Genomic DNA, 16153 nt, shown 5'->3' on the forward strand with positions numbered 1-16153 from the left:
ATTCTGTGTCCGCCGCTCCCCCCCGGGGGCCCCTCCCGCCCCCGGGGGCCCTCACGGCCCGGCGCCCCCCGCGGGGGGTGGGGGGGCCCCGCTTCGGGAGATCAGCTCGTCACCACTGCGGAGGCTGCGGCGGCTGCTGCCCACCGGCGGGCGGGAAGCCACCGGGCTGCTGGCCCGGCTGGCCGAACTGCTGCGGCTGACCCGGCTGGCCGAAGCCACCCGGCTGACCGGGCTGGCCCGGCTGGCCGAAGCCACCGGCGGCGGCCGGAGCCGGCACACCGGAACCGGCGGCGGCGATGTACTGCCGGGTGCCCGGCAGGAACGCCAGCACGGCGAGGGCGGCCGCGATCAAAATTGCGACGACGACGCCGAAGATTCCGACTCCGCTGACCCAGCCGGTGAAGAGGGTCACCAGCTGGCAAATGGCGTACAGCCCCGAAGCGGCGACGACCAGGATCGGTCCGACGCCCTTCTTCAGGATGATCATGATGCCACCCGCCAGCAAGACGAGACTGGCGACCAGGAGCCCGATCTGGAGCGACATCAGCAGCCCGAATGGCGGCAGGTTGACCTCGGGCATCTCGATGCCCAGGTCCTTGTACTGCTCCAGATCGGCCATCTGGTTCTCAAGCGCCGCGTATCCGGCCCCGAGACCGATCACGGCGATCAGGTTGAAGATCACGCCGAGACCACCGATGACCGTTGCGATCCAACCGGCGGTCAGGGCGAGGCCCTTGCTGCCCTGGCCCTGGCTCTCGGGCTGGCCGTAGGCCGCCTGCGGCGGCTGGGCGCCGAAGCCGCCCTGGGCCTGCGGGGCCGGGAAGCCGCCGCTGGGCGGGCCTTGCTGCGGCTGCGCCGGGAAGCCTCCCGGCTGGCTCTGGGTGCCCGGCTGCTGGTACATCGGCTGCGGCGGCTGCATCGACGGCGGCACCATCGCGGTCGTCTCGGCACTAGCGCCCTGGCCGGCGAGGCCGGGCTGCTGGTACATCGGCTGCGGCGGCTGCATCGACGGCGGCACGACCTGGGTCGAGTCGGACGGTGGTTGCTGCTGGCCCTGCGGCTGGACAGGCCTGACGACCTGCGTCGCGTCGCTGCCGGCCTGGTTGGGGTCCTGCGGGTCCATCCGGTTCGAGATGGGGTCCGAACCCTGCTGACCGCCGTCCGGCGGCTGCGGAGAGCTCATCGGGTTGTCCTACTCCCTCGGGGCAAAATGCGAAGTCCTGGGCATGCGATCACACACGCTAGCTGATCGACCTGCAGCGTAGTGCCGTTCCGTAACAAGTCGTCATCGGCCGGCGATGAATCCAAGCACATCCTGCCGGGTCACCACGCCCGCGGGCTTGCCGTCGATCAACACCATGGCCCCGTCGGCACCGGCGAGCGCGGTCATCGCCGCGCTGATCTCCTCGCCCGCGCCGATGGTCGGCAGCGGCGGCGACATGTGCAGTTCCACCCGGTCCGCGAGGTTCGCGCGGCCGGCGAACAGCGCGTCGAGCAGGTCCCGCTCGTTGACCGCGCCGGTCACCTCGGCGGCCATGATCGGCGGCTCCGCGCTGACCACCGGCATCTGCGAAACGCCGAACTCGCGCAGGATCGCGACGGCGTCGGCCACGGTTTCGCTCGGGTGCACGTGCACCAGGGCCGGGATGGTGCCGTCCTTGCGGCGCAGCACGTCGCCGACCGACCCGCCGCCGTGGTCCGGCGAGAGGAAGCCGTAGGACGCCATCCAGGAGTCGTTGAAGACCTTGGTCAGGTAGCCGCGGCCGCCGTCGGGCAGCAGCACGACGATCACGTCGTCCGGGTCGGTCGTCTCGGCGAGCTTCAGCGCCGCCGCGACCGCCATTCCGCAGGAGCCGCCGACCAGCAGCGCCTCCTCGCGGGCCAGCCGACGGGTCATCTCGAACGAGTCGGCGTCGGAGACCGCGATGATCTGGTCGCAGACGTCCCGGTCGTAAGTGGTCGGCCAGAAGTCTTCGCCGACGCCTTCGACCAGGTAGGGCCGCCCGTTGCCGCCGGAGTAGACCGAGCCCTCCGGGTCGGCGCCGACGACCTGCACCCGGCCGTCGGAGACCTTCTTCAGGTACGAGCCGGTGCCGGAGATGGTGCCGCCGGTGCCGATGCCTGCCACGAAGTGCGTCACCTTGCCGCCGGTCTGCTCCCAGATCTCCGGGCCGGTGGAGTGCACGTGCGACTCCGGGTTGGCCGGGTTGGCGTACTGGTTCGGCTTCCAGGCGCCCTCGATCTCCTGGACCAGGCGGTCGGAGACGTTGTAATAGGAGTCCGGGTGCTCCGGCGGCACCGCCGTCGGGCACACCACGACCTCCGCGCCGTAGGCCTTGAGGACGTTGCGCTTGTCCTCGCTGACCTTGTCCGGGCAGACGAACACGCAGCGGTAGCCCTTGCGCTGGGCGACCATCGCCAGTCCCACGCCGGTGTTGCCGGAGGTGGGCTCCACGATGGTGCCGCCGGGGCGCAGTTCGCCGGATGCCTCGGCGGCCTCGATCATGCGCAGCGCGATGCGGTCCTTCACGCTGCCGCCGGGGTTCAGGTACTCGACCTTGGCCAGCACAGGGGTCTGCCCGCTGGCCACCGCGTTAAGCCGCACCAGGGGTGTGTTGCCCACCAGTTCGGTGACGTGCTCGACGTAGTCCACGTCCGGTCCTCGATCCTTCGTGACTGCTGCTCGCCGGGTGTGTGACGTCGAGCCTAATCGCCTGGTCACCGGCTAACCCAAGGGACCTGGAACGCGACACACGGTCAGGGAACGATTTCGGTCCGCGCCGCGTCTTGCCAGTGACGGGGGAATTCGCTGCGCGGATCCGGGGCGATGTGGGTGACCATTTCCCATCCCCCGTTGGCGCGGCCGCGACCCGGCCGCAGGACTGGTGAGGGAGGGCCGAATGATCGCGGCGAAGGCATTCCGGCTCGCACTGCTGGCGGCGGGCACCGCCGGCGGACTTTCCGGCGCGGCGTACGGGCTGCTCAACGGGCAGGCCGGGTACGCGCGGCGGGTGATCGGCCCACCGGCCAACGATCCCCTGCGCGCCGACGGCATCCACCTGCCCAGCGGCATCGGCCCGGTGCCGCGCAGTGAGCTCTCCGACGGCTCCGAGCCGCTGGAGTTCGCCGTGCTCGGCGACTCCGCCGCGGCGGGGCTCGGCGTCGACTTCCAGGCGGATCTGCCCGGGGTGCGGCTGGCCCGCGGCCTGGCCGAGGAGCTCGACAGGCCGGTCGCGCTGACCACGTACGCGATCGTCGGCACCACGTCGCAGGAGCTGGCCGCGCAGGTGGACGCCGCGCTGCTGCGCCCGCCGAAGCTGGTGCTGATCATCATCGGGGCCAACGACGTCACCTCGAAGCTGCCGGTGTCGGCCTGCGCGGAACTGCTCGGCGACGGGGTGCGGCGGCTGGCCGACGCGGGCGTCGCCGTCGTCGTCGGCACCTGCCCGGACCTGGGCGCGATCCGGCCGATCCCGCAGCCGCTGCGCTCCATCGCCCGGCACTGGAGCCTCGCGCTCGGCCGCGCGCAGCGGCGCGTGGTGGAGGCGGCCGGCGGGCGCGCGGTGCCGCTGGCGGACCTGCTGTCGCCGGAGTTCCTGGCGCGGCCGGGTGAGTTCTTCAGCCCGGATCGGTTCCACCCGTCGGCGGCCGGCTACGAGGCGGCGGCGACGATCCTGCTGCCTGCGATGTGCTCGGTGATCGGCGAGTGGCAGGGCGGCCCGCTGCCGCCCGCTCCGACCAGGTCGAAGGCGGCCGAGGCGCGCCGCCCGACCAGCCGGATCGTGGCGCGGCTCAACCGCAGGCTGCACCACCGCGGGAACTCCTGAGCTCACCCGAAGCGGCGTACTGACCGGTCGGTTTGGGGCTTGTCCGGTGACCGTCATCACCGCGAAGATGGCGGTACCGGATCTAAAGTGACCGATCGGTAGGCCATGTCGCCCTGAGGCGGTCGCTCGGCTTTCCGCGACCGCGAACAAAGGAGTTCCCATGCCCGAAGCAGTCATCGTCGCCACCGCACGCTCCCCCATCGGCCGAGCAGGCAAGGGCTCGCTGAAGGACTTCCGGCCGGACGACCTCACCGCGCAGATCATCCGCGCCGCGCTGGACAAGGTGCCCGAGCTGAACCCGGCCGAGATCGACGACCTGATGCTGGGCTGCGGCCTGCCCGGCGGCGAGCAGGGCTACAACATGGCGCGCGTGGTCGCCGTGCTGCTCGGCCAGGACGAGCTGCCCGGCACCACCGTCACCCGCTACTGCTCGTCGAGCCTGCAGACCACCCGGATGGCGCTGCACGCGATCAAGGCCGGCGAGGGCGACGTGTTCATCAGCGCCGGCGTCGAGATGGTGTCCCGGTTCGCCAAGGGCAACTCCGACTCGCTGGAGGACACCAAGAACCCGCTGTTCGCCGAGGCCCAGGCGCGCACCCAGCAGACCGCCGAGCAGGGCGCGGACGCCTGGACCGACCCGCGCACGCTCGACGTGGTCCCGGACGTCTACATCCCGATGGGGCAGACGGCCGAGAACCTCGCCCGACTCAAGGGCATCAGCCGCGACGAGATGGACGACTTCGGCGTCCGCTCCCAGAACCTGGCCGAGAAGGCGATCGCCAACGGCTTCTGGAGCCGCGAGATCACTCCGGTCACCACTCCCGACGGCAAGGTCGTCGACGCCGACGACGGGCCGCGGGCCGGCGTAACCAAGGAGGGCGTCTCCGGGCTCAAGCCGGTGTTCCGCCCGGACGGCCGGATCACCGCGGCCAACTGCTGCCCGCTCAACGACGGCGCCGCCGCGCTGGTGATCATGAGCGACACGAAGGCCAAGCAGCTCGGCCTGACCCCGCTGGCGCGGGTCGTGTCGACCGGCGTTTCCGGCCTGTCGCCGGAGATCATGGGCCTCGGCCCGGTGGAGGCGTCCAAGCAGGCGCTCAAGCGCGCCGGGCTGGGCATCGGCGACATCGACCTGGTGGAGATCAACGAGGCGTTCGCCGCCCAGGTGATCCCGTCCTACCAGGACCTGGGCATCCCGCTGGAGAAGCTGAACGTCAACGGCGGCGCGATCGCGGTGGGCCACCCGTTCGGCATGACGGGCGCCCGGATCACCACGACGCTGATCAACTCGCTGCAGTGGCACGACAAGCAGTTCGGTCTGGAGACCATGTGCGTCGGCGGCGGCCAGGGCATGGCGATGGTCCTGGAGCGCCTCTCCTGATTCCTTTTCGGTTCCAGGCTCGTTTTCCGTAGCGGTGCGAGTAGCGGAACCTCAGAGGCCTTCTCGACTCCGGGATCCCCGACACACGTATGACCAATACGTCGCGTCGGGGCTGTCCTCGCGAGAAGGCCTCTGAGAACCCGCGGCGGTGCGAGTTGCGTGCGTGGGCTAAGCGGCTGCGCCGCTTGCGGCGGCTTCGGCGGGCCTCGCCTTGAGCCTCGCGGTAGCGGTTCACCTCGGGAAGCGGCTTCGCCGCTTGCCTGACGCCAGCCAGGCCTCCTGCCAGGTCACCGCCGGTCTGCATCATCGAAGCGGGCACCCGAACAAGAAACGGGGCACCACCGTCCGTTGGACGATGGTGCCCCGTTTCAGGTCAGGGACCTGGGGGTCAGTCGCTGCTCTGGAAGTACGAGAGCAGGCGGAGGATTTCCAGGTAGAGCCAGACCAGGGTGGTCATCAGGCCGAAGGCGATGTACCAGGCGAACTTGGCGTCCACGCCGCCCTTGATCGCCTTGTCCGCGGCGTCGAAGTCGAGCAGGAAGCTGAACGCCGCGATGCCGATGCACACCAGGCTGAAGGCGATCGCGAGCCCGCCGCCGTCACGCAGCCCCAGTCCGCCCGGGGTGAAGAAGCTGGCGATCATGTTGACCAGCATCAGCACCGCGACACCGGCGAGGGCGCCGATGATCCACTTGGTCAGCTTCGGGGTGACGCGGATCGCACCGGTCTTGTAGACCACCAGCATGGCCGCGAAGACACCGATGGTGCCCGCGATGGCCTGGATGATGATCCCCGGTGAGAACAGCGAGCCGAACACGTAGCTGATGCCGCCGAGGAACACGCCCTCGACAGCCGAGTAGGCGATGACCAGCGCCGGGCTGATCTTCTTCTTGAAGATGATGACCAGCGAGATCACCAGGCCGATGATCGCGGCCGGCAGCGCCAGCGCGACGGCCGGCGGCCCGACCAGGTAGGTCAGCGTGCCGGTGATCACCGCCAGGCCGAGCGTGATCGCGGTCTTGGTGACCACGTCGTCGATGGTCATTGGTCGCGCGGTCTGCGGCGGCGCAACCGGCGCCTGGCCAAAGGGTGCAGTCTGCTGCCCCTGGCCGTAGTTGAAGTTCGCGTAACCGCCGGTCGTCGGCAGGTTGCGGAACGCTGGGTTGCTCGTTGTGCGCAACTCATCCTCCTGGGGCGTGCTTGCGCCGTCACTCGGAACAACGATCGGGGGCGTTGACCGGTTCCCGTTTCGGTAAAACCGACTTTACCGTTCGATCTCGCCGCTCCCCATCGAGGCGGGGAACTACTGGGTATCGATTTCGCGAACAGTAACGATCACGTCCCGTCGCCAACCGATCACCGGCGCTGCGTCCGGTAGGCACCGGGCGCCGCCATCGCCCGCGGTGCGGCCTAACGGGTGATCAAATCGAACGATACGTGTGCGATCTTCGGCGCGCAGTAACCGGAAAGGTCCATCTAATGACCTCTTGTGGACACACTCCGTGATCGGAAGTATCGCGTGAGGCGACCCGTGCTCCTGGTCGGGGTTCGCAGAACGAGCACGTGGCGCCTCTCACTCCACCACCGGAACTGGAGCTGCATGCGCATGTTCAGGAAATGGCTCACGGCGGTGCTTGGCACCGCCGTGCTCGCGGGGGGCACCTTGCTCACGGGGTCCGGGCACGCCCTCCCAGGCGCCGCTAGCGCCGACCCGCAGGAGGCGATCGGCCACGAGACCCGGCCCGGGCAGCCGTACCGAAACAACCCCGAACCGGAACGCGACTGGTTGGGCTCCTACCTCGTCAACGGGCAGCAGGTCTGGTGCGTGCAGTTCGCGCTGACCGCGCCGGACAGCGGCGAGGAGTACCAGCCGGGCGACGAGCTCAAGACCAAGTGGGGCACGAAGATCCCGGACGACGTGGCGGCGAACATCTCCTACCTGCTGCTGCGCTACGGCAACACGCAGTCGCCGGACGAGGCCGCCGCGCTCGCGCACCTGCTGCACTCGTGGACCGCCGCGCCGCGCAGCCAGGCTGACCTCGACCCGGACAACGACTTCAAGCGCATCGGCTACGACGCCGACGCCCACTTCGCCAAGCTGCCGCAGGGCGCGCAGGCCGCGGTCGACGAGCTCAAGGCGGAAGCCGCGGCGAACCGGGGCCCCTGGAAGGCCCAGCTCACCGCGCCCGAGGGCGATCAGACCATCGGCCAGGCCGCCGACTGGAGCCTCGTGGTGCAGCGCGCGGATGAGAAGGGTGTCGGCGGCGTGCCGGTCGAGCTCGCGCTGACCGACGCGACGGTCGAGGGCCTCGACGCCGACGGCACCGTCACCACTCCGAAGGACGGCAGCCCGCTGACGCTGAAGGTCACGCCGACCGGCCCGAACCCGAAGATCACCGGCAAGCTGTCCGCGCCGGCCGAGCGGCCGTACGTGCGGCAGGCCGTCAACCAGCCCGACACGACCCAGCGCGTCGTGTCCACCGGCGGGGAGCAGGAGCTCTCCGTCGAGGCCACCGCCACCGCGGTGACCGCGCCCGGCGTGGTGCACGTCGGCAAGGTCGACGCGGAGAGCCAGGCCGGCATCGCCGGCGTCTCGCTGCGCGTGACCGCCGCGGACGGCTCGCCCGCGCTGCGCCAGGACGGCACGCCGCTGTTCGGCGAGGACGGGCAGCCCCTCGTCGTGGTCACGGGTGAGGACGGCACCGTCACCGTTCCCGACCTGCGCACCCCGCAGGACATCAAGCTCACCGAGGTCGCGCCCGCGACGGGCTACGAGGAGGCGTTCGACGAGGCGAACCCGCCGTCGGTGACCGGCACCGTCAAGCCCGGCGAGACGCTGGAGCTGAGCCTGACCAACAAGGCGAACACGCCGACCGTGCCGATCCACATCCCGGCCGGTGACCCGACCCCGGCGGAGGGCGGAACGCCCGCCGGGCTGCTCGGCGGCCTGGCCGGCCTGACCTTGGTCGCGGCCTTCGGCGCGGTGGCGGTGCGCCGCCGGATCGGAGCGGGGCGGCAGCAGTGAGCAAGTCTCGACGTTCCCTGTTCGCGCTGGTAGCAGCCGGGATTATCGGGCTGGTCGCGGCGGTCGTCGTGATCGCCGGCGGCCTGTTCGGCGGCGATCAGCCGGCCGCCCTGACCGTCCCGGTCTCCCCGGCGGAACCGGCACCGCACGCCGCGGCCGTCGCTCCGCAGGCCCTGCCCGCCCAGCCGGTGCACGTGCCTGCCGGGCAGCAGCCGGGCACGATCCGGCTGCCGCAGGGCGGCACGGCGGAACTCGTGCGCAAGGAGATCGACCGCTCGGGAACCCTGCCGGTGCCGGACGGCGTCGGCGAGGCGACCTGGTGGGGCGCCGGGCTGGACGCGCCGAAGGGCGCGACGGTGCTCGCCGGGCACGTCAACTGGAAGGGCGCCGTCGGCCCGTTCGCCGAGCTGTGGGAATCGCGGACCGGCGAGCAGGTCACCGTCGTCGACGACGACGGCCGGGAGTACCGGTACCGGGTGTCGGAGGTCGTCACGGTGGACAAGGACGAGCTGCCCGGCCGGGCCCGCGAGCTGTTCGGCCAGGGCGGCGCGCATCGCCTGGTGCTGGTGACCTGCGGCGGACGCTACGTCGGCGGTGACCTCGGCTACGACGAGAACCGCATCGTCGTAGCCACCCCGGAGTAGCGGGCCAGAACACGTGAAAGGGCCGGTGGGTCTTGCCCACCGGCCCTTTCGCCGTCTTCCGGAGCCTTCGCCCCGGGCGGCTCAGCGTCTCTTCTTGCCCTTCTTCGCCGATGCGGCCTGCTTACCCGGCCGGTTCTTCGGCTGGCTCTTCTTGCCGCCCGGCCGGTTGCCCGGCCGCTGACCGTTGCCGCCGCCACCGGCCGGCTTCGCGCTGCTCGTCGTCGCGGCGGCCGGCTCCGCGTCCTCTTCGTCGTTCTTGGCGTCGGCGCGCACCGGCTTCTGCCCCGGCTTCGGCCGCGGCGCCGCCTTCTTGGCCTCGATCTCCTTGGCCTTCTCGCGCTCCTGCTCGCGGTCGATCTTCTTGGTCAGGAAGTGCTGCTGGCCCAGCGTCCAGACGTTGTTGGCCAGCCAGTACAGCAGCACCGCGATCGGCAGGAACCAGCCGGAGATGATCGCGCCGATCGGCGCGATGTACATCATGAACTTGGCCATCATGGCCGACTGCGGGTTGGCCATCGCCGCGTCGGTCTGCTTCTTGACCGACAGCCGCATGGTGAAGAACGTGGCCACCGAAGCGACGAGCATCAGCGGGATGCCGACGACCATCATGGACGTCCGGTCGGTGCCGAACAGCGCGAGCTCGGCGTCGGACTGGGTGATCCAGTTCGACAGCTTGGCGCCGAAGATGTCGGCGTTGATGAACGACTCGACGCCAGCCCGGTCGAAGATGAAGTTGCTCTGCGCGCCCGGCGTGAAATTCCGCAGGACGTGGAACAGGCTCAGGAACACCGGGATCTGCAGCAGCGCGGGCAGGCAGCCGCCGAGCGGGTTGACCCCGTGCTCGGACTGCAGCTTCTGCATCTCCTGCGCCATGCGCTGGCGGTCGCCCTTGTACTTCTCGCGCAGCTTCTGGATCTGCGGCGCGAACTTCGCCATCTTGCGGCCCGCGCGCAGCTGGCTGATCGCCGGCTTCAGCAGCACCACGCGCAGCGAGAACACCAGGAAGAACACCGAAAGAGCCCAGGCGAAGCCGTTGTCCGGCCCGAGCACGGCGCCGAAGATCTTGTGCCAGAACCACAAGATCGCCGACACCGGGTAGAGGATGAAGGAGAAAAAACTTTCCACTCAGCCACTCCAGGTCATGGCCCGGCTATCCGGCGCTACCGGGGCGTACGTGCGCAGCCGTACCCATGCGGAATGCAGGAACAGCCAACCCAAGGGTGCCATGCCCGGGCATAACACGGCCGCCACCCCCTGGAAATGTGGCGCGACGCAAGTCGGCCGCGCGGCGGGACCGACCCCGTTTCACCTGCTCACCCGGTCCGGTGACGAGAGCGACCAGCCGAGGATCTCGTCCGGGTCGAAGCGCCGCTTCAGCGCCGCCGAGAGTTCGCGCACGTCCTCCGACACGTAGCGCTGGTACATATCCGCGTTCTTCGGCCCGACGCCGTGCTCCGCGCTGAAGGTGCCGCCGTGGTCTTGCACCGCCGTGTCGTAGACGAGCCGGCGCAGGGCGTCGACCGCGTCGGGATCGGCGGCGACCGGCACGGGCAGCGGCAGGATCAGGTGCAGCCCGCCGTCGCCGAAGTGGCCGAGCTCGATCGGCGTGATCTCCGGGTGCCGGGCGGCGAGGCGCGCGAGCACGTCGCGCCGGAACGCGGCGATCTCGCTGCGCGGCGTGGACACGTCGAAGCTCCACACGGGGCTCATCCGCTCGGTGATCTCCGGGATGGTGTGGCGCACCTGCCACATCTCGGCCGGGCCGCCCACCTGCGCGCCGATCAGCCAACCGCGCTCGTCCAACTCGGCGAGCACCGCGAGCAGGCGCTCCTCCGCCGAGCCGTCCGGTGCCCCGATCTCCACCAGCATCGCGTGGTGGTGCGGCAACGGGACTCTGCGGAGCAGCGCGCCGTGCCGGTCGGCGAGCAGCGCGAGCGCCGACGGCGAGGCGACCTCGCAGGCGGAGAGCCATTCCGCGCAGGAATGCTCGAAGACGCTCAGCACGTCCGGCATCCGGTCCTCCTCCACCGCCAGCCACGCGGCCGCCCGGCTGCGCGGCAGCGGCGCCAGCTCGAAGCTCGCCGCGGTCACCACGCCGTACTCGCCGCCGGTGCCGACGAACAGCTGGCTGACATCGAGGCCCTCGTTGCACTTCCGCAGCGGCTTGAGCCGGTCGAAGACCGTGCCCCGGTCGTCGGGCACCACGGCCTGCACGCCGAGGAGCCGCCGGCGAACGTCGCCGTAGCGGATGACGTGCGAACCGGCCGTGTTGGTGGCGACCATGCCGCCGACCGACGGGCTCGACCCGACCTCGACGGGCAATTGCAGCGAATGCTCCGCCAGCCGCTCGTTGATCTCGTCCAGCCGCCACCCGGCGCCCGCGGTGAGCGTCCGCGCCCGCGGATCCACCGCGAACGGTTGCCGCAGGCGTTCGGTGGAAAGCACTCCCCAGGCGCCGGAGGCGTCCGGCAGCCCCGCGCCGACCAGCCCCGAGTTCGCGCCCTGCACGACAAGCCTGGTGGCGTTCCTCCTGGCCCAGGCGAGGACGGCCCTGATTTCATCCACTGTGGACGGACGGACCAGGAACGCGGCCGAACCGGTGAGCAGGTTCGGCGCGATCTCGTAGCGCCGCAGGTCGGCGCCCGGCGGCAGCAGGCCGGCCGCGCCGACGATCGACCGCAACTCCGCGAGCCCCGTCACGACGCACCTTCCACGACCCGGTCCCGGAACGGCGCCTCGGCCGGTTTGGTCTCCCGGAGCATGAAGATGGCGCCCAGCGCGGAAACCACCGCGATCGCGGCGATGTAGATCGCCGGCGACAGCCCCGAACCGGTGGCGGCGATCAGGAACGTGCAGACGTACGGCGCGGTGCCGCCGAAGACCAGGTACGCCAGGTTCTGCCCGATGGCACCGGAGCTGTAGCGGACGTGCGGCGGGAAGAGCTCCGCGGTGATCAGGCTGTTCACCGGGCTCATCGCGCCGGCCATCAGCGCGAACAGCGCCTGGCCGAGGAAGGCCGCCCAGAACGTGCCCTGCGCGGAGAGCAGGAATCCGGGGATCGCGATCACCGCGAACCCCACGGTCGCGTACACCATCATCGGTTTCCGGCCGAAGCGATCGGCCAGGTAGCCGTGCAGCGGCGCGGTCACGATCAGCACGCCGTAGGCCGCGGCCGAAGACCACAGCGCGTCGGTGCGGGCCATCCCGGCGTGCTGGGAGAGGAACGTGGGCCAGTAGGTGCCCAGCACGTAGAACGCCACCGAGTTGATCATGATCAGCACGAACAGGGTGGCGATCGGCTTGCGCTGCGTGCGCAACGCCTCGGCCAGCGGCGCCTGCTCGACGTCGGCGGCGTGCTCCAGCCGCTTGAACTCGGGCGTCTCCTCGACCTTCAACCGCAGGTAGAGGCCGACCAGTCCGAGGGGCAGCGAGAGCAGGAACAGCGCCCGCCAACCCCACGTCTGCATCGCCTCGACGCCGACCCCGCTGGTCAGCGCGGCGGTGATCATGACGCCGAGGGCGGATGCGGCGAACGTCGAGACGGACAGCGCGCTCATGTAGAGCCCGCGGCGGTGCGGCGGCGCGTACTCGACGATCAGCACCGACGCCCCGGTGAACTCGCCGCCGGCGGAAAAGCCTTGCAGCAAGCGCAAGAGGAGCAGCAGCAGCGGGGCGCCCACGCCGATCGCGGCGTAGGTCGGCAGCAGGCCGATCACCGCCGTCGACCCGGACATCAGCAGCACGATGATCGACAGCGTCGTCCGGCGGCCGACCCGGTCGCCCATCCGCCCGAAGTACAGCGCGCCCAGCGGCCGCACGAAGAACGCGAGACCGAAGACCGCGAAGGTGGCCAGCAGCGATGCCGCCGGATCCGAGTTCGGGAAGAACTGGGCGGCCAGCACCGGGGCGAGGAAACCGTAGAGGCTGAAGTCGAACCATTCGACGAAGTTGCCGATGCCGGCGGCGGCGATCACCCGGCGCAGCCGCACCGGAGCCGTTCGTGCTTGCTCAGCCATGGAGGCCCCTTCGCTGGAAGCGGGCGGGTGCGGACAGCTGCCGGGCACCCGAGCCCGTCGCGGTGGATACGGCGACGCTAGTCCCGGCCCGGCTGTTGACCATTGCCCGTTTCTCCTGCATCAATGCCGAGATGGCTAACGATCCGACGGTCCAGCAGCTCCGGGTCTTCCAGGTGCTCGCCGAGGAACTGCACTTCGGCCGGGCGGCGCAGCGGCTGCACCTGACCCAGCCCCCACTGACCCGGCACCTCCAGGCCCTGGAGCAGACGATCGGGGTCCGGCTGCTGGACCGCAGTTCCCGGCGGGTGGAGCTGACGGCGGCGGGCGCGGCGTTCGCCGCCGAGCTGACCGGCGTGCTCGCCCGGCTGGACCGGGCGCGCGACATCGCCCGGCGGGCGGAGCAGGGGCAGATCGGCCGGCTCGCGATCGGATACGTCGAGCCGCTGGCCATCGACCTCCTGCCGCGTGTGCTGCGCGGCCTGCGGCAGCTGCACGCCGACCTCGACCTGCAGCTCCACGAGCTGCACACGGACGAGCAGGTCGAGGCGCTGCGCACCGGCACCATCGACTGCGGCCTGCTGCGCGCCCCGGCGAACGTCGACCCGGAGCTGGACTTCGACCCGGTGGGCAACGACGACCTCGTCGCGGCGCTGCCGATCGCGCACCGGCTGGACTCGCCCGAGATCGACCTCGCCGAGCTCGCCGACGAGGAGTTCGTCATCTACCGGCGGGATCTCGGCCAGGGCATGATCACCGCGACGCTCACCGGCTGCGCGGCGGCCGGTTTCACGCCGACCGTGCGGCACCAGGCGCAGAGCACCCCGATGCTGCTGACGCTGGTGGCCGCCGGCGAGGGCGTCGCGCTGGTTTCCGGCCAGCTCTCCCGAATTCCGCGGCCCGGCGTGAAGTTCGCGCGGCTGCGGGGAAATCCGGCGAAGTCGACGGTGATGCTGACCTGGCGGCGTGGCGAATCCAGCCCGGTGCTGCTGAACCTGCGGCACCTGCTGAAGAACTTCGAACGCGACCATGCCGATTCGGGCATCGATCGCAGCGCAAATCGCAACGGCGAGGCATCGGCGCGGTCCTAGCGTCGTGATCGGCACGCCGTCACGAAGGGATCACCATGGACCGCACCGACGTCGCCTGGCGCGGCTACTTCAGCGCCCTGCCCACGCCGTTCGCCGCCTCCGGCGAACTGGACCTGCCGGCCTTCCGGGCGACGGTCGAGCTGTTCGTGCGCCAGGGCGTGCACGGGCTGCTGGTCAACGGCAGCACCGGCGAATGGCCGCTGCAGACCCTCGACGAGCGCAAGCAGCTGGCGGCGGCGGCCGTCGAAGCGACGGCCGGGCGGGTGCCGGTGATCGTCGGCGTGATGCACCCGCGCACCGCGAACGCTGTCGAGCTCGCCCAGCACGCCGAGGAGATCGGTGCCGATGCGGTGATGGCGGCGCCGCCCGCGGGCGTTCGGCCCACCGCGCGCGAACTGCACCAGTACTACGCGGACGTCTTCGGCGCCACGAGCCTTCCCGCCTGGCTGTACAACTTCCCGCAGGACGCCGCGGCGGACATCGCGATCGAGCAGCTCGACGAGCTCGTGGCAATCCCGAACGTCGTGGCGATCAAGCAGAGCACTCCCGACGACCGGACGTTCTACGCAACCATCGAGGCGGTCTCGGATCGGGTTCTGGTGTTCGGGAACCTGCTTTCCCGGCTGGGACTTTCCGTCATCGCAGGCGGTTTCGGCGGCGACGGGCACTTCGGCTCCGGAATGCTGCTCGGCGAGCGGATGCCGCAATTCTTCGAGCTGGCGTGGCAGGGGCGGCTCGACGAGGCCGCCGAGATCGCCGACACCAACGCCCGGCTGATGTCCCGGCTGCGCGGCGCGGACACCGACGGCTACAACTGGCGCTACGGCGGCATGCAGGCGTCGCTCAAGGCCGCCATGAACCTGCTCGGCCAGCCCGCCGGGCTGCCCCGCGCGCCGAAGCTGCCGATCACCGACCCGGACGCACTGGACGCGATCCGCGCGGCGCTGCGGGAGGCCCGACTCGCGGCGTGACCGGCCCTGACGGGCCTGCCCGCCTCGGCGCGCTTAGCGTGTTCGCCGGAGCGACGAGGACCGGGAGTCGACGATGGCGGACGCGGACAAGGGCGGCGAGAGCACGCTCACGGTGCTGGTGGCGCTGGGCATCAACCTGGCCATCGCCGCCATGAAAGCGTTCGCCGGGGTGGTCACCGGATCGGCCGCGATGCTCTCCGAGGCCGCGCACTCGGTGGCGGACACCTGCACCGAGGTGTTCCTGCTGACCGCGCTGCGGCGCTCCGGCAAGCCCGCCGACGCCCGCCACCCGTTCGGCTACGGCAAGGAGCGGTACTTCTGGTCGCTGATCGCCGCGATCAGCATCTTCGTCTCTGGCGCCGTCTTCGCCTTCATCGAAGGCTTCCGCACCCTGCTCGGCCCGCCGGAGGAGCAGACCCAACCGCTGGTCGGCTACGTCGTGCTCGCGCTCGCGTTCGTCCTGGAGGGCGTGTCCTGGCTGCGCGCGATGCGGCAGGTGCGGGCCGAGGCCGCCGAGAGCGGCGACAAGGTCCTCCACCACCTGCGGGTTTCCGACGATCCGACGGTGAAGACGGTGCTGCTGGAGGACAGCGCCGCGCTGGCCGGGCTGCTGCTCGCGTTCGCCGGGCTCGGGCTGCACCAGCTCACCGGGTCCAGCGCCTGGGACGGGCTCGCCTCGCTCGCGATCGGCGCGCTGCTGGCCGCGGTCGCGTACACCATGGCCCGCACCAACCTCGGCCTGCTGATCGGCCAGCAGGCCGACCGGCGGCTGCTGGCGGCGGTGCGGAGCAGGCTCGCGGAGCAGCCCGAGGTGGACTTCGTGGTGGACGTGCTGTCCATGAACACCGGCACCGACCGGGTGCTGTTCTGCGCCCGCCTGGACTTCGCCGCGACGCTCGACTCCACCGAGCTGGAACGCGCCGTGGTGCGCATCGACTCGATGCTGCGCGCCGAATTCACGGAACTGGACGAGGTGTTCCTGGAACCGGTGCCGCGCAACGACCCGGAGCTGCGCGCCCGGGTCCTCGCCCGCTACGGCCACCCGCTCTAGGTGCACTGACCTGAGGGTTGCGTATGGGGCCGTGAGTCTTTTGGGCTGCTATAGAGGCTGTTTTGGATGTTGTTGGGTGGGTTGTGGTAGGCGGGTGAGGCGGCGGGTCATCTGGATGATGGCGGCCCAGTGGACCATGGTGGTGTGGTG

13 protein-coding genes are annotated in these 16153 nt (G+C 70.7%); 7 read left to right on the top strand and 6 right to left on the bottom strand.

Going from position 1 to position 16153, the window contains the following annotated elements; genetic code table 11:
* Window positions 1-109 precede the first annotated feature (109 nt).
* Window positions 110-1183 (bottom strand): hypothetical protein, encoded by a 1074-nt coding sequence (locus tag AB0I53_RS07825; protein ID WP_358598142.1) that lies wholly within the window; start codon window positions 1181-1183, stop codon window positions 110-112.
* A 102-nt stretch (window positions 1184-1285) separates the two neighbouring features.
* Window positions 1286-2653, bottom strand: coding sequence for a cystathionine beta-synthase (locus AB0I53_RS07830; RefSeq protein WP_358598145.1), 1368 nt, complete (start codon window positions 2651-2653; stop codon window positions 1286-1288).
* A gap of 247 nt (window positions 2654-2900) precedes the next feature.
* Between AB0I53_RS07830 and AB0I53_RS07835 the strand changes: the two genes are divergently transcribed.
* Both AB0I53_RS07835 and AB0I53_RS07840 read left to right on the top strand, forming a co-directional pair.
* Window positions 2901-3827, top strand: coding sequence for an SGNH/GDSL hydrolase family protein (locus tag AB0I53_RS07835; RefSeq protein ID WP_358598148.1), 927 nt, complete (start codon window positions 2901-2903; stop codon window positions 3825-3827).
* 160 nt (window positions 3828-3987) lie between these two features.
* Entirely contained in the window at window positions 3988-5208 is a 1221-nt protein-coding gene (locus AB0I53_RS07840; RefSeq protein WP_358598151.1) for an acetyl-CoA C-acetyltransferase, read from the top strand.
* Between the two features lie 388 nt (window positions 5209-5596).
* Here AB0I53_RS07840 and AB0I53_RS07845 read toward each other — a convergent pair whose 3' ends face one another.
* Window positions 5597-6388, bottom strand: a complete 792-nt coding sequence (locus tag AB0I53_RS07845) for a Bax inhibitor-1/YccA family protein (RefSeq protein WP_358598153.1) — start codon at window positions 6386-6388, stop codon at window positions 5597-5599.
* Between the two features lie 426 nt (window positions 6389-6814).
* Between AB0I53_RS07845 and AB0I53_RS07850 the strand changes: the two genes are divergently transcribed.
* Window positions 6815-8233: a hypothetical protein gene (locus tag AB0I53_RS07850; RefSeq protein WP_358598156.1), complete on the top strand. Its 1419-nt coding sequence runs from the start codon at window positions 6815-6817 to the stop codon at window positions 8231-8233.
* Window positions 8230-8877, top strand: a complete 648-nt coding sequence (locus AB0I53_RS07855) for a class F sortase (protein ID WP_358598159.1) — start codon at window positions 8230-8232, stop codon at window positions 8875-8877. The genes AB0I53_RS07850 and AB0I53_RS07855 overlap by 4 nt, the downstream gene beginning before the upstream one ends.
* An 81-nt stretch (window positions 8878-8958) precedes the next feature.
* Here the strand turns inward: AB0I53_RS07855 and yidC are convergent, their stop codons facing one another.
* The 3 genes from yidC to AB0I53_RS07870 form a co-directional block, all read right to left on the bottom strand.
* Complete coding sequence (yidC, locus tag AB0I53_RS07860) at window positions 8959-10002, bottom strand: membrane protein insertase YidC (protein ID WP_358598162.1); 1044 nt, start codon at window positions 10000-10002, stop codon at window positions 8959-8961.
* Between the two features lie 180 nt (window positions 10003-10182).
* Window positions 10183-11577: an FAD-binding oxidoreductase gene (locus AB0I53_RS07865; RefSeq protein ID WP_358598165.1), complete on the bottom strand. Its 1395-nt coding sequence runs from the start codon at window positions 11575-11577 to the stop codon at window positions 10183-10185.
* Window positions 11574-12893: an MFS transporter gene (locus AB0I53_RS07870; RefSeq protein ID WP_358598167.1), complete on the bottom strand. Its 1320-nt coding sequence runs from the start codon at window positions 12891-12893 to the stop codon at window positions 11574-11576. Before AB0I53_RS07870 ends, AB0I53_RS07865 begins: the two co-directional genes overlap by 4 nt.
* Window positions 12894-13024: 131 nt before the next feature.
* Between AB0I53_RS07870 and AB0I53_RS07875 the strand changes: the two genes are divergently transcribed.
* From AB0I53_RS07875 to AB0I53_RS07885, 3 genes are all read left to right on the top strand, one after another.
* The gene (locus tag AB0I53_RS07875) at window positions 13025-13981 is read left to right on the top strand and encodes a LysR family transcriptional regulator (protein ID WP_358598170.1); all 957 of its coding nucleotides are present in this window, start codon (window positions 13025-13027) and stop codon (window positions 13979-13981) included.
* Window positions 13982-14016: 35 nt separating this feature from the next.
* On the top strand, window positions 14017-14952 hold the full coding sequence (locus AB0I53_RS07880; protein WP_358598173.1) for a dihydrodipicolinate synthase family protein: 936 nt from the start codon (window positions 14017-14019) through the stop codon (window positions 14950-14952).
* Window positions 14953-15025: 73 nt separating this feature from the next.
* Window positions 15026-16003 carry a cation diffusion facilitator family transporter gene (locus AB0I53_RS07885; RefSeq protein WP_358598176.1) on the top strand — a complete coding sequence of 326 codons (978 nt, stop codon included), beginning with the start codon at window positions 15026-15028 and terminating at the stop codon, window positions 16001-16003.
* The last annotated feature ends 150 nt before the right edge of the window (window positions 16004-16153 follow it).

This window comes from Saccharopolyspora sp. NPDC050389 (assembly GCF_040655595.1).
In the GTDB taxonomy this organism is placed as follows: domain Bacteria; phylum Actinomycetota; class Actinomycetes; order Mycobacteriales; family Pseudonocardiaceae; genus Saccharopolyspora.